Consider the following 12,874-nt stretch of genomic DNA (forward strand, 5'->3'; position numbering starts at 1 on the left):
ATGATCGGCATCCGAAAGGCCGATTCCGGCCCCCGTCCCTCCGCAGGGGCGGGAGAGAAGAAACGCGGAGCCCGCCGCGGTTTCGATCTCCACCGCCACGGCGTCCGGCTGATGATCGCGCTCGTGGCGGTGCTGCTGCTCGACGCCGCGTTCTGGGCGATGGCCGTGCGACCGAGACAGGCGCGGATCGCGGAGCTGGTGGAGCTCAAGGCCGACGCGGACAAGAACGAGGCCAGCGCCCTCAAGCGACTGGAGGCGCTGCGCGGCGTGCACGAGCACGTCCAGGGCGTCCGCGAAGCCGTCCGGCGGGTGTTCGAGGAGGAGCTGGCGACCAAGCGCGACCGGATGGTGTCGTTTCAAAGAGCGCTCACGGCGGTGGGGCGGAAGTACCACGTGGTCCCGCGCCGGGTTTCGGTCGGGCTTCAGGCGCTGGAGACGGAAGGCATCGAGGTGCTCGGTTTCTCGTTCCCTCTCTCCGGCGGCTACGAGAACCTGATCCGTTTTCTCGCGGATCTCGAGCGCCTCGACCAGTTCCTGATCGTTCGCGAGGTGTCGCTGACCGGGAGCAGCCGCGGCGGACGCGAGCTCCAGCTCAATGTCCTGGTCGAGACGTACTTCAACGCCCCCGAGATGAAGAGCGAAATGGAGCGGGCCCGGCGCTGGCGCGAGTTGCAGCGCAAGCGCAAGGCGGCCCGGCGCCGGCGGTGAGAGGGTAGCGTTGCCATGAGTCCGAAGAAGCGAGCGATCTACTCGGCGGTGCTGGCGGTGCTGCTCGTCGCGCTCGCCTACCAGTACCGCGGCCTGCTCGTTCCGCGCGGGGGGGAGGAGCTGGCCGATCCGCTGGCGGGCCTCGACGAGAAGCTGCGGGCGATGGCGGAATTGCCGCGGATCGAGGTCGAAAAGGCGGCGGCCGGCTGGCGATACGTGAAAGCGCGCAACCCGTTCGAGTACGGGGAGGATCCCGCGATGGCCGAGCTCCGGCGCCGCCGCGAGCGGGAGCGGAAGCGCCAGCAAGCGGAGCTGGAGCGGAAGCGGCAGGAGGCGGAGCAGGCCCGCCGCGAGGCGCAGGCGAAGGCCCCGCCGCCTCCCCCGCCAGCGCCGCGGCCGCCGGATTTCGGCTACGAGTACATCGGACGGGTGACCGTGCTCGGGAACCCGCAGCGGTACGTAGCCATCCTCAACAAGAAAGGTGCGGGATCCGGCAAGCGCATCGACAAGGAGAACCTCCGACACGTCGTGGCGGGCGAGATCATCGACGACCAGTTCGTGATCGAGAAGATCGATCTCGACTCGATCGTCATCGGCTTCACCGACCCGCGCTTCAGCGGGCAGACGAAGACCCTGCAACTGGTGCCCTCCAGATCGAAGGGCTAGAGGACCGTCGATGAGCGCCTGCGATCGACAAGTCGCCGACCGGCACCGGACCCGCGCGCGGGCGCCGCATGGAGAGCGGGCGTTCGCTCCGGGCGGGAGCCCGGCGGCGGGAGCCGCGAGAGAATGAGGAGAGGGGCGATCGTGACGACGAACCGAGCCACTGGTTTCCCGGGGGCGCCGGCCCTCGCTGCGCTGTTGGCGCTCCTGATGCTGGCATCGGCGTGCGCATCCACGGGTCGATCGGCGTACCGGCGGGCGGAGCTGGCCGAGAGCCGGGAGCTTTGGGACCAGGCCGTGTTGTCCTACGCGAAGGCCGTCGCGCTCGATCCCGGGAATTCGCGCTACAAGGTGGCGCTGGCGCGGGCCAAGCTGCGTGCCGCGGCGGAACACTTCAGGAGGGCGAAGCGCTTCTTGAGCGCCGGGCAGCTCGAGCTCGCCGTTCCGGAGCTGCAGCAGACGGTGCTTCTCGACCCGACGAATCAGTACGCGCAGGTGGAGCTCGAGAACGCCCTGGAAGAGCTGAAGCGCCGAAGCGAGCGCCCCACCGAGCTCGAGCGGGCGAAACGTGAGGCCGAGGCCCGGGCCGCGGAGTTGGGTCCGCCGCGCCTCGACCCGGCGTCGAACGTCCCGATCTCGATCAGCTTTCCCGATTCGACGGTGGAGGAGGTTTACGAGTCCCTGGGGAAGATCGCCGGCATCAACATCCTCTACGACGACAAGCTGGACCTCAAGAAGAAGACCTCCGTGGAGCTCGCCAACGTCACCTTCGAGAAGGCGATGGACATCCTGATGTTGATGCACAAGCACTTCTACAAGGTGATCGACGAGCACACGATCCTCATCGCCGACGACACCAGGCAGAAGCGCCAGGAGTACTCGGATCAGGTGGTGCGCACGTTCTACCTGTCGAACGCCGAGCCGAAGCAGATCATGCAGCTTCTGCGGAGTCTGCTCGAATCGCGGAAACTGAGCGAGAACTCCGACCTGAACGCGATCACGATCAAGGACACACCCGAGGTCATCAAGGTCGCGGAGCGGTTGATCAAGGCGAACGACAAAGCGAAGGGAGAGGTGGTCGTCGACCTCGAACTGCTGGAGATCAACCGCACCCGGCTGCGGCGGCTCGGTGTGGACCTTTCGGACAAGGCGCTGACGCTCGTCTTCGGCGAGGGCGGAGAGCGCGTGGCCCTGAACAACCTCACGGCCCTGAAGGGGCAGGCCGCCTGGTCGATCGGGCCCGTCCCGTCGGTGTTGCTGAATTTCCTCAAGAGCGATTCGGACTCGAAGACGATCGCGCGGCCGCAGCTCCGGATTCTCGAAGGCGAGACGGGAAAGATCACGATCGGCGACCGGGTTCCGATCCCGGCGACGACCTTCAACACCAGCCAGACCATCGGCGGTAACGTGGTGCCGATCACGTCTTTCACGTACAGCAACGTCGGAATCATCGTGAACGTGACGCCCCGCGTGCACCACAACAAGGAGATCACGCTGGAACTCTCGGTGGAGGTTTCGTCGCTCGCGGGCAGCGTGGAAGGCACGGGGGGGGTGAGCCAGCCGATCATCGGGACCCGGACGGTTGAAACGACGATCCGGCTCAAGGACGGCGAGACGAACCTGCTGGCCGGGCTGATCAAGGAGGAGGAGAGGACGTCGCTGTCCGGCGTGCCCGGCCTTTCCGACATCCCGATCCTTCGGCGGCTCTTCGGCGCGACGGAGGAACAGACCACGACCAACGACATCGTGCTGTCGGTGACGCCGCACATCATCCGGGTGCCGAACATCCAGCCGATCGATATGGTCCCGCTGTGGGTCGGCACGGAGGAACGGATCCAGCTCCGGGGCGTGGCGCGCAACGCACTCGGCGAGAGCCCGTTCGCGAGCCAGAAGTCCTGGGAGGAGATCGAGAAGGAGCTGGGCGGCGGGGAGGCCGCGCCGGTTTCCGGCGAGAAGGTGAAGGTGGGCGCCGAGACGGGAGAGGCCGCCCCGGAGGCGCCGGGCCGGAAGGCGCCGGCCCCCGCGGAGCGGCGTCCGCGGCGGGGGCGGCGGGGGAGCGCGCCGGGCGGCGCCGAGGCGGTCCAGGCGGAGCCGCTTCCGCCGGAGGGTGCGTTCGGCGAGCCCGGGCCCGCTCCCGCGCCGGCGGAGGGCGCCGGGAGCCCCGAGCCGGCGCTCGAGAAGCCTCCGGCGGAGACGCCGGAGCAGCCGCCGGCGGTCGCGCAACTGCGCCTCGCCCCGTCGGCTCGCCAGGTCCGCGTCGGGGACACGGTGACCGTGGACGTCCTCGTCGCCGACGCCCGGGACGTGGCCACGGTGAACTTCCAGCTCCGTTACGACGAGAGCGTCCTGCGCTTCGTGCCTCCGGGCGAGCTCGGCGAGTTCCTGCAGCAGGGGGGGAAACCGGCCGATCTCCAGGCCGTCGAGAGCGCCGAAGGCGGGCTGCTCGTGGTCTCGGCCAGCCGCCGGGGACCCGAGGGGGCGTCAGGATCCGGCCGGCTGGTCCGGTTGACGTTCCTGGGGACGTCGCCCGGTCAGGCGGACTTCCGCTTCTCGGCGGCCCAGGTTCGGGGGCCGGACGCCCGCGCCATGCCGGCGTCGTTCCGGGTGGCCCCGCTCGAGGTGGTGCCGTGATCCGGCAAAGACCAGGCCGGCCGCGCGGTTTCACCCTGGTGGAGCTGGTCTGCGCCACCTTCCTCCTCACCGTGCTCGCCGGCATCGCGCTTCCGGTCGCGCACACGCTCGAGCGGCGCTCGCGCGAGCTGGAGCTCAAGCAGACGCTCCGGACGATTCGGAGGGCGCTCGACACCTATCACTTCACGGTCACCGCCGTGCCGAATTCCCCCGACGTCGACGAGACTCTCGGGGGATGGCCCGACGATCTGGACAAGCTGGTGGAAGGGATCGACCTCGGGCTGGCCGCCGAGGTGAAGGTGAAGTTCCTCCGGCGGATTCCCCGGGATCCGCTCACCGGGAAGGCGGAATGGGGAAAGAGGTCGAGCCGGCAGGCGCCCGACGAGGATGCGTGGGACGGTTTCAACGTGTTCGACGTCTTCTCCCTGGCCGAAGGCAAGGGCCTCGACGGCACGCCCTACAAGCAGTGGTGACGGGCGGAAGGAGGCAGCGATGCGCAGCCAGGCTCAACGCGGCTTCACGCTTCTCGAGCTCATCATCGTCGTGGCGCTGATCGGGCTGCTCGTCGGCGTGGCGCTTCCGCGGTACGAGCACGCGCAGCGCAAGGCGCGCGAAGCCGTCCTCAAGGAGAACCTGTTCATTCTCAGGCAGACGATCGATCAGTACTTCGCTGACAAGGGCTACTATCCCGCCAGCCTCGACGCGCTCGTCGACGAGGGCTATCTGCGGCGCATTCCGGTCGATCCCATCACCGGCGAGGCCGACTGGGAGGAGATCCCGGCGGATCAGGAGACGAGCCTCGATCCGACCCAGCCGGCCGGCATCTGGGACGTCCGCAGCCGCGCGACGGGCACGACCCTCGAGGGGATCGACTATGGCGAGCTGTAGCCGGACACGAAAGCCAGGGGAAACGACGATGAGACGCGGAATTGGATCGACGGTTTGGAAGCTGGGGCTGGCCCTGGCGCTGCTGCCGTGGATGTCGGGATGCGAAGACACGGAACCGGCGGCCAAGGCGAGCTGGATCATCGAGCTTTCGGCGAACCCGGCGAGCATCGACGTCGGCCCGGGGGAGGCCGGAACCTCGCAGATCACGGCCGTGCTGTTCAACGAGAACGGCACGCCGCAGTCCGGGATCGGCATCCGCTTTTCCACGACCGCCGGTTCGCTGGCGAGCGGCGGCGCGCTCGTCAAGACCGACAGTCGAGGAGAGGCGCATGACACGCTGACGACGAGCGTCCCGGCCACCGTGACGGCGAAGAGCGGCGCGGTCTCGGACCAGGTGGAGATCACCGTGGGGCAGCTGACACCTCCCTCGGCGAGCCTGGTGATCAGCCCGAGCGGGCAGCAGCGGGTCGGCGGGGCGGTCCTCTTCTCCGGCAGCTCCTCGACGCCGGGAAGCGCCGGCGACATCGAGACCTACGAGTTCACCATCTCCTCCTCGGATCCGTCGTCGAACGAAACGGTCTCCTCGACGGCTTCCACGATCACGAGGACTTACACGACGCCTCAGACCCTCGACGTGACGCTGCGCGTCATCGATTCGGCGGGGCTCAGCGACGCGACTTCGGACATCTACGAGATCGTCGCCAACCTTCCCCCGGTCGCGGACGCGCAACCGGCGACCCAGACCGGAAACGCCACGCAGAACGGGAACTTCTACTTCTGCCAGGCCACCGTCTCGGCGTGCGGCTCGCGGGATCCCGACGGGAAGCTGACCGCCTACGAGTACCTGTGGGGAGACGGCACGTCGAACCTCGTTTTCGCCAACAGCGGGGTGTGCCAGCAGAACCACTCGTACCGCAGCCCGAATCCCGACGGCTACACCGTCACCGTCCGCGTCTACGACGACGGCGACCATTCCCCGGGGATCTGCAGTGACCCCACCCAGCAGGCCGATCTTCCCGCCTGCCCGACCCGGATGTTCGCGGACGACACCGTGATCGTCATCTGCAATCCGGTGCAGTGAGCCGATGACCGCCCGCCGCCCGATCCGCGCTCGTCCCCGCCGGAAGCAGGACGGCTTCCTCCTGCTGGGCATCGTCACGATGCTGTCGATCTTCGGGATCATGAGCGGGATGGCGGTGCAGGAGTGGTCGGTGATCGAGCGGCGCGAGCGGGAAGCGGAGCTCCTGTTCATCCAGGAGCAGTACGCGGCGGCGATCCTGTTCTATCAGCAGGAGCAAGGGAAATACCCCGTTTCGCTCGAGGATCTGGACCGCGAAGGCCAGCACGGGCGCTTCATCCGGAAGCTCTACACGGATCCGATCACCCACAGCAAGTCGATCGAGGACTGGTGTCTGCTCAAGATCGGGCCGGCTGGGCGTGTCGTCTCCTCGTGCTCCGCGGGGGATGCGCTCGGCGGGATCGGCCTCGGCTCGAGCTTCAAGCCGGGACGGGAAACCGCGGTGACCCCCGGCAACCGGAACCAGGCCCTCATCGGCGGGATCGTCGGCGTGCACTCGAGGAGCAGCGAGCAGGCGTTCAACACCGCGGCGCGGGGCGAGTCGACATACGACAAGTGGTACTACACCACCCAGGACTACCAGCGGGACGTCTCGGCCCGGGCCATCCCCGGCCTGCCCTCGGGGCAGAAGCCGGGCGTCGGGCGCGGCCCGCAGCGTCCGGGGCAGCCGGGGATGCCCCCCGGACTCAACCGCCCCGGCCGCAACCGTCCGGGACTCCGTGTCCCGGGGCCGAGGAAGCGGCACTGACCCGCCCGGGCGTGCGGCGCACCAGCGAGCAGACCAGCTCGACGTGCCGCGTCTGCGGGAAGAGGTCGACGAGCGCCGCCCGTTCCAGTGCATAGGAAGAGGCGAGCGCGGCCAGGTCCCGGGCGGCGCTCGCGAGCGAGCAGGAGACCAGCACGATCCTTCCGGGACCGCCTGCGGCCAGGCGGTGGGCCAGCGGACCCAGGCCCGACCGGGGCGGGTCGGCGATCACCGCGTCGGCACCGGCCAGGAGCGCCTCGGCGCTCCCCGCGTCGCCGGCGAGCGGCCGCAGGAGCCCGCGCGGTGGAGCCGGCAGGGCCCGGGCCGCCGCCACGGCGAGAGGATCGCGCTCGACGCTCGTCACCTCCGCGCCGGAGGCGGCGCAGCGCCAGGAGAGGAGGCCGGTGCCCGCGTACAGCTCGGCGATGCGCCGGCCGGGTGCGGCCCCGGCGTAGCGGCGCACCGTCTCCGCCAGCAGGTCGGCGGCCGCGAGGTTCGCCTGGAGAAAAGCGGCGGCCGCGGCGGCGAGCGGCGCTCCGGCGGGGCTCCACCCGGTGACGAGCGCGCGTCCGCGGACCCGGATGGCCCGGCCCTCCCGCACGGCCGCGCCGGCGACGGGCGCGTCGGGATCGCGGAGGAGCGGCTCGACCCACGGCTCCCAACCGCGTGGTGGCCGGTCGCGCGGGTTCAGCCAAAGGAGGGCGCCGGCGGCTCCCGGCAGCGCGCTCAGTTCGAATCCGGTGAGGCCCGGCAGAGGGTGCCGCCGGATCCGCTCCCGCACGGCCAGATAGATGCGCTGCAGGGCAGGCGAGAGCAGCGGGCATCGTTCGAGATCGAGAGTCGCGCGCGATCCCGGCCGGTGGAATCCCACCGCCGGAGGCTCGCCGGGGGAGACCTGGAAGCGGGCCCGCCACCGGTAGCCGAGGAGAAGCGGCGACGGCGACACCTCGAGAGGGGCAGCGGGGCGGAGCGGCGCGAGGAGCGTCTCCGCTCGCTCCGCCTTGAGGCGGAGCTGGAAGCCGTCGCGCATGTGCTGCCAGTGGCAGCCCCCACACCGGCCCGCCGCGGGACAGGGCGGCTCGCGCCGCGCGGGAGAGGGGACGAGGATCTCCTGGAGGTCGGCCCATCCCGGGTCGCCGGCCCGGGGGCGCGCCAGGATCCGCTCGCCCGGCACCGCTCCCCGGACCCTCAGCTCACCGCGGCCGCCGTCCGGGCGGAAGAGGAACCAGGCGCCGTCTGCGGGGCGGAGGACCCGGCCGCGGAGCGGCGCGCCCTCCGCGTCAGGAACCCCGAGACTCGAGCCAGCGCTCGGCATCGATCGCCGCCATGCATCCCGTCCCGGCCGCGGTGACCGCCTGCCGGTAGACCCAGTCCTGGACGTCTCCGCAGGCGAAGACCCCCTCCACCGATGTCCGGGTCGACCCGGGCCGGGTGAGGATGTACCCCGCCTCGTTCATCTCGAGCTGCCCCTTGAAGATCGCCGTGTTGGGCTCGTGCCCGATCGCGACGAAGACCGCGCCGCAGTCGATCTGCGTCGTCTCGCCTGTCCGCACGTCGCGGAGTCGGACGCCGGTCAACCGCTCTTCCCCCAGCATCTCCTCGACGACGGCGTTCCAGACGAACCGGATCTTGGGATGGGACAGCGCCCTTTCCTGCATCACCTTGCTCGCCCGGAGCCGGTCGCGGCGGTGGACCACGATCACTTCGCGCCCGAACCGGGTGAGGAACAGGGCTTCCTCCATGGCCGTGTCCCCGCCGCCGACGACGACGATGACCTGATCGCGGAAGAAGAAGCCGTCGCAGGTCGCGCACATGGAAACCCCCCGGCCCAGAAGCCGCCGCTCCGACTCCAGACCGAGGCTCCTCGCGGACGCGCCGGTCGACACGATCAGGGCCTCCGCCCGCAGCGTCTCGCGGTCGTCCACGACGATCTCGAAGGGGTGGCGGTCGAGCCGAACGGCCGTCGCCGCTCCGGAAACGAGCCGCGCGCCGAAGCGCTCGGCCTGCCGCCGGAACAGCTGCATCAGCTCCGGCCCGGGAAGCCCCTCCGGAAATCCGGGGTAGTTCTCGACATCGGTCGTGATGGTCAGCTGGCCGCCGGGCTGGACCCCCTCGAGCACCACCGGCCGAAGGTCGGCACGGGCCGCGTAGATCGCGGCGGTGAGCCCGGCCGGGCCGGAGCCGAGGATCAACACGCGCACGGGGTCGTCCGCAATCCGCTCGCTCAAGGTTTCCTCCGCTCCCCGGCGCGGGGCCGGAAACCCGGTCCGCCCCGCCGGGGTTGCCGCGGGGCTGGCCCGGTCAGCGCCCGCGCCAGCTCCTCCATATCGCGTACCGTGAACAGGACCTCGACGTCCTCCGGCAGAGGCCGTCCGTACCGGTCGACGTAGACGGCCGGCACTCCCAGGTCCTGGGCGGTGGCCAGGTCGTAGTCCGCGTAGGCCGACACGTGCAGCAGTTCGAACTCGTCGAGCGCCATCTCGTGGAGCAGCGCGAGGATGTGGTCGGGGTCCGGCTTGTAGGTCCGCACGTCGGCGGCCGTCACGCGACGGGCGAAGGGCACCCCGAGCCGGGCGACGGTCGCATCGAGATCCTCGGGGTCGACGTTCGACACCAGCGCGAGCGGCCAGCGGCCGGCGAGCCGCCGGAGCGCCGGCGGGGCATCGGGGAAAGGGGGCCAGTCGCCGATCGAGGCGGCGACCGCGCCGGCGGCGTCCGGCGGCAGCTGCAGGCCCTCCTCCTCCGCGGCGATCACGATCGATCGCTCGAGGAGTCGGCGGTACGGAACGAACTCTTCGAGCTCGCCCAGCAGGCGCCACTCGACTTCGCCCCGCCGCCGGACGAGGCGGGCGGCTTCCGGGGCGGCGAGCCCCGCGCGGGTTTCGAGCGCCAACTGCAGGCCGCGGCTCCAGTCGATCAGCGTGCCGTAGCAGTCGAACGAGATCGCCTTGACCGCGGCCAGCGCACTCCGGTCGGCCATCGGAACTCCTCGCCGGGCTCCGCCTGCCGGCGGCGGGCGATCCTATCGCGAACCCATCCGTTCCGCCGGGGCCGGCCCCGGCGCGGGATAGAATCACGCGCCCCACGCTTGCCGGCTCCGGCCGGCGGGAGGCGCCCGTGCACCGGCCGCCGCGAGTCCGCTTCGCTCCCGCGCCGACGGGGCGCCTTCACCTCGGGGGCGCCCGGACCGCTCTGGTCAACGCTCTGTTCGCCCGCGCCCGGGGGGGCACCCTCGTTCTCCGGATCGAGGACACCGATCCGGAGCGCAACCTCCCGGGGGCGGACGAAGCGATCGAGGAGGATCTCCTCTGGCTGGGGATCGTTCCCGACGAAGGGCCGACGGAGGGGGGCGCCTTCGGCCCCTACCGCCAGTCGGAGCGGGGGCCGGTCTACGGCGGCGCGTTCGAGGCCCTCCGCGCCGCTGGCCGGCTGTACCCCTGCTGGTGCGGCCCGGAGGCGCGGGCCGAGTCCGGATGCCCCGGGGGGTGCGGCGGGCTCGCCGAGGGGGAGCGGGAGCGCCGCCTGGCCCGGGAGCCGGCGGTTCCCGCCTGGCGGTTCCGCCTCGGCGAGCAGCGCGAGGTCGCCGACCTGCTCCGGGGCCGCGTCTCCTTCCGCGGCGCGCCCGCCCCCGACCCGGTGGTGCTGAGGCCCGGCGGGCGGCCGACCTTCCTCTTCGCGTGCGCGGTGGACGATGCCGAGATGAAGATCACGCATGTGATCCGGGGGGAGGACCACCTGCCGAACGCCTGGAAGCAGGAGCAGATCCAGCGCGCGCTCGGGCGGGAACCGCCGCAGTGGCTGCACCTTCCCCTCGTCCTCGGCCCGGACGGCGCACCCCTTTCGAAGCGGCACGGCTCGACCGCGATCGGCGATCTCCGCGACCGCGGGGTGCCGTGGGAGGCGGTCGTCATGGCGCTGGCCCACCTCGGGTGGACTCCGCCGCGGGTCGAACCGGGGCGCGACCCCTGGCCCGAGCTGGCAGCCCGCTTCCGGCCCGAGCGGCTTTCCCGCTCGCAGCCCGTCTATGACGAGGGGCGGCTGCTCCATCTCTCGGGCCGGTGGCTGCGAGCCCTGCCGCCCGAGGAGCTGGCCCGCCGCTCCGCGGAGCTCGCCGGTTTCCGGGACCGGTTCGGTGGCTCCGTCCCGCCGTGGTGGGGCGAGCTGCTCGCCGTGTGCGTCCTTTCGCGGGCGACTCTCGGCGAGGCCGCGGCGCTGGCCTGGGAGATCCTCGAGGCCGAGCCCCGCCGGGCCGACGGGGGCGGCGAGATCCTGGACGCCTGGCTCCGGCACTGGCCGGAGTCCGGCCTGCCCGGCGCGGAAGATTTCAAGCGGCTCTCGGCCCGCGTGGCGGAGGAGGCCGGAGCGGCGGGGCGGGCCCTTTTCCACCCCCTGCGCCTGGCCCTCACCGGCCGCGAGGCGGGCCCCGCGCTGGCGGTCCTCGCGCCTCTGCTGGACCGTGCGGCCCAAGATCCCCCGCGCGGCCGCCGCGTGCGCTCCTGCCGGGAGAGGATCGCGGCCGCCCTCGGCGCGCGATGAAGAGCAAGCCCCCGCGGGAGTCGCCGTCGCTGGCGGTCGGGTTCCAGGCGGTCCGTTCGGCCCTCGAGCGGACGCCGGCCCGCGTGGAACGGGTCCTGCTCGCGCGGGGCCAACGCGATGCCCGCACCCGGCTCATCGTGGCCCTGTGTCGCGAGCGCGGCGTGCCCTTCGGGCCGGCTCCCCGGGAGGCGCTCGACCGGCTGGCGGGGGGAGTCGTCCACCAAGGGCTGATCGCGCGCCTTTCCGGCACCGACCTGATCGCACTGGATGAGCTGATCGACCGGCTCCCGGAGCGGCCCCTCCTCGTGGCCCTCGACGGCGTGGTCGACCCCCGGAACCTCGGCGCGGTCGTTCGGAGCGCGGCCGGGCTCGGGGCGGCAGGCGTGCTGATCCCGGGGCACGGGTCGGCGGGGATGACCCCGGCGGCCGTCAAGACGGCGGCCGGGGCGGCGGCCCTCGTTCCGATCGCCCGGGCTTCGAACCTCGGCCGGGCGCTGGACAGGCTGGCGGAGGAGGGGATCGAGGCGGTGGCTCTCGACACGGAGGGAGCGGCCGCCCCGTGGGAGGTGGATCTCACGCGGTCGATCGTCCTGGTGGCGGGTGGCGAGCAGAAAGGAATCCGCCCGGGGGTGCGGCGGCGCTGCCCCGCCGGCGTGACCGTGCCCCTGGAGCCGGGGGTGGGGTCGCTGAACGTGGCCGCGGCGGTCACCGCGGTGCTGGCCGAGGCGCGGCGGCAGCGGCTCGGCGGAAGGCCACGCCGCAACGCGGCAGAAGAGCCGATCCGCGCCCGCGATCTTGACGGGGATCCTTCCCGCTGCTAGCATCCCCGCTTTGCTGGGCTGGCGTAGCTCAGCTGGCAGAGCGGCTGATTTGTAATCAGCAGGTCGGGGGTTCGAGCCCCTCCGCCAGCTCCACAAGCGCGGGCGGCGGGATCGCTCCCGGCCGTAGCTCTTCGGAGGCGAGAGCGATGGACGGGTTCCGGCGGAACCGGACGATACCGCCGCGCCCGTCGTTTCGTTTGTCCGGAGGGGTACCCAAGCGGCCAAAGGGAGCAGACTGTAAATCTGCCGTCGTCATGACTTCGGAGGTTCGAATCCTCCCCCCTCCACCACTCGGAGCCCGCGCGGCCGGCGCCGCGGCCTGGGCTCGGGCGGCGGCCGAGCGGGGTCGGCGGCGGTTCCCCGGCGGCGAGGGAGGCATCCCGGCTCCGGCGGAGATGGCACGGGCGGGAATAGCTCAGTTGGTAGAGCATCAGCCTTCCAAGCTGAGGGTCGCGGGTTCGAGTCCCGTTTCCCGCTCCAGGTGACACGGAACCCCGGCGGCCGGATCGGTTCCGGCCGCGGATGGACTGAAACAGGCGATGCGTTACGGGCCCATGTAGCTCAGCAGGTAGAGCACCTCCTTGGTAAGGAGGAGGTCACCAGTTCGAATCTGGTCATGGGCTCCATCTGAGGTAAGGACCAGGCGGGCGCGCCGCGCCCCCCTCACCCCGGCGGGAGCCGCACCGGCTCCGGAGGAAGGCGACGATGGCCAAGGCGAAGTTCGAGCGGACGAAGCCGCACGTGAACGTGGGTACGATTGGTCACGTGGATCACGGGAAGACGACGTTGACGGCTGCGATCACG

General features: G+C 71.4%; 13 protein-coding genes and 4 tRNA genes. 14 read left to right on the plus strand and 3 right to left on the minus strand.

Annotated elements, in window-relative coordinates; all coding sequences use genetic code 11:
- From D6718_00200 to D6718_00230, 7 genes are all read left to right on the plus strand, one after another.
- On the plus strand, positions 1-708 hold the full coding sequence (locus D6718_00200) for a hypothetical protein (GenBank protein ID RMG49165.1): 708 nt from the start codon (positions 1-3) through the stop codon (positions 706-708).
- A gap of 15 nt (positions 709-723) precedes the next feature.
- Positions 724-1,374: a hypothetical protein gene (locus D6718_00205; protein RMG49166.1), complete on the plus strand. Its 651-nt coding sequence runs from the start codon at positions 724-726 to the stop codon at positions 1,372-1,374.
- Between the two features lie 123 nt (positions 1,375-1,497).
- Positions 1,498-4,002, plus strand: a complete 2,505-nt coding sequence (locus tag D6718_00210) for a hypothetical protein (protein RMG49167.1) — start codon at positions 1,498-1,500, stop codon at positions 4,000-4,002.
- The gene (locus tag D6718_00215; protein RMG49177.1) at positions 3,858-4,475 is read left to right on the plus strand and encodes a type II secretion system protein; all 618 of its coding nucleotides are present in this window, start codon (positions 3,858-3,860) and stop codon (positions 4,473-4,475) included. Before D6718_00210 ends, D6718_00215 begins: the two co-directional genes overlap by 145 nt.
- Positions 4,476-4,494: 19 nt before the next feature.
- Positions 4,495-4,890 carry a type II secretion system protein gene (locus D6718_00220; GenBank protein RMG49168.1) on the plus strand — a complete coding sequence of 132 codons (396 nt, stop codon included), beginning with the start codon at positions 4,495-4,497 and terminating at the stop codon, positions 4,888-4,890.
- A gap of 28 nt (positions 4,891-4,918) precedes the next feature.
- Entirely contained in the window at positions 4,919-5,971 is a 1,053-nt protein-coding gene (locus D6718_00225; protein ID RMG49169.1) for a hypothetical protein, read from the plus strand.
- A 4-nt stretch (positions 5,972-5,975) separates the two neighbouring features.
- Positions 5,976-6,716: a type II secretion system protein gene (locus D6718_00230; GenBank protein ID RMG49170.1), complete on the plus strand. Its 741-nt coding sequence runs from the start codon at positions 5,976-5,978 to the stop codon at positions 6,714-6,716.
- Here the strand turns inward: D6718_00230 and D6718_00235 are convergent.
- The 3 genes from D6718_00235 to D6718_00245 are packed head-to-tail and all read right to left on the minus strand — an operon-like array spanning position 6,655 to position 9,693.
- Positions 6,655-8,028, minus strand: coding sequence for a class I SAM-dependent RNA methyltransferase (locus D6718_00235; protein RMG49171.1), 1,374 nt, complete (start codon positions 8,026-8,028; stop codon positions 6,655-6,657). The genes D6718_00230 and D6718_00235 overlap by 62 nt on opposite strands.
- The gene (trxB, locus tag D6718_00240; protein ID RMG49172.1) at positions 7,994-8,941 is read right to left on the minus strand and encodes a thioredoxin-disulfide reductase; all 948 of its coding nucleotides are present in this window, start codon (positions 8,939-8,941) and stop codon (positions 7,994-7,996) included. The genes D6718_00235 and trxB overlap by 35 nt, the downstream gene beginning before the upstream one ends.
- Positions 8,938-9,693 (minus strand): HAD family hydrolase, encoded by a 756-nt coding sequence (locus D6718_00245; protein ID RMG49173.1) that lies wholly within the window; start codon positions 9,691-9,693, stop codon positions 8,938-8,940. The genes trxB and D6718_00245 overlap by 4 nt, the downstream gene beginning before the upstream one ends.
- Positions 9,694-9,716: 23 nt before the next feature.
- On the opposite strand from D6718_00245, the gene D6718_00250 reads away from it, so the two are divergent.
- From D6718_00250 to D6718_00280, 7 genes are all read left to right on the plus strand, one after another.
- Positions 9,717-11,249, plus strand: coding sequence for a glutamate--tRNA ligase (locus tag D6718_00250; protein ID RMG49174.1), 1,533 nt, complete (start codon positions 9,717-9,719; stop codon positions 11,247-11,249).
- Positions 11,246-12,070, plus strand: coding sequence for an RNA methyltransferase (locus D6718_00255; GenBank protein RMG49175.1), 825 nt, complete (start codon positions 11,246-11,248; stop codon positions 12,068-12,070). Before D6718_00250 ends, D6718_00255 begins: the two co-directional genes overlap by 4 nt.
- Positions 12,071-12,087: 17 nt before the next feature.
- Positions 12,088-12,163 (plus strand) — tRNA-Thr (locus D6718_00260).
- Between the two features lie 110 nt (positions 12,164-12,273).
- Positions 12,274-12,360 (plus strand) — tRNA-Tyr (locus D6718_00265).
- A 114-nt stretch (positions 12,361-12,474) separates the two neighbouring features.
- A tRNA-Gly gene (locus D6718_00270) sits at positions 12,475-12,550 on the plus strand.
- A gap of 70 nt (positions 12,551-12,620) precedes the next feature.
- Positions 12,621-12,696 (plus strand) — tRNA-Thr (locus tag D6718_00275).
- A 79-nt stretch (positions 12,697-12,775) separates the two neighbouring features.
- The coding region (locus tag D6718_00280) for a hypothetical protein (protein ID RMG49176.1) at positions 12,776-12,874 on the plus strand (99 nt) is incomplete at its 3' end.

It is taken from the genome of Acidobacteriota bacterium (assembly GCA_003696075.1).
In the GTDB taxonomy this organism is placed as follows: Bacteria; Acidobacteriota; Polarisedimenticolia; order J045; family J045; genus J045.

Coding starts and splice junctions, on each gene's coding strand:
- D6718_00255 (RMG49175.1), top strand. CDS start 11,246: ATGAAGAGCAAGCCCCCGCGGGAGTCGCCGTCGCTGGCGGTCGGGTTC.
- D6718_00230 (RMG49170.1), top strand. CDS start 5,976: ATGACCGCCCGCCGCCCGATCCGCGCTCGTCCCCGCCGGAAGCAGGAC.
- D6718_00205 (RMG49166.1), top strand. CDS start 724: ATGAGTCCGAAGAAGCGAGCGATCTACTCGGCGGTGCTGGCGGTGCTG.
- D6718_00200 (RMG49165.1), top strand. CDS start 1: ATGATCGGCATCCGAAAGGCCGATTCCGGCCCCCGTCCCTCCGCAGGG.
- D6718_00245 (RMG49173.1), bottom strand. CDS start 9,693: ATGGCCGACCGGAGTGCGCTGGCCGCGGTCAAGGCGATCTCGTTCGAC.
- D6718_00235 (RMG49171.1), bottom strand. CDS start 8,028: ATGCCGAGCGCTGGCTCGAGTCTCGGGGTTCCTGACGCGGAGGGCGCG.
- D6718_00225 (RMG49169.1), top strand. CDS start 4,919: ATGAGACGCGGAATTGGATCGACGGTTTGGAAGCTGGGGCTGGCCCTG.
- D6718_00210 (RMG49167.1), top strand. CDS start 1,498: ATGAGGAGAGGGGCGATCGTGACGACGAACCGAGCCACTGGTTTCCCG.
- D6718_00220 (RMG49168.1), top strand. CDS start 4,495: ATGCGCAGCCAGGCTCAACGCGGCTTCACGCTTCTCGAGCTCATCATC.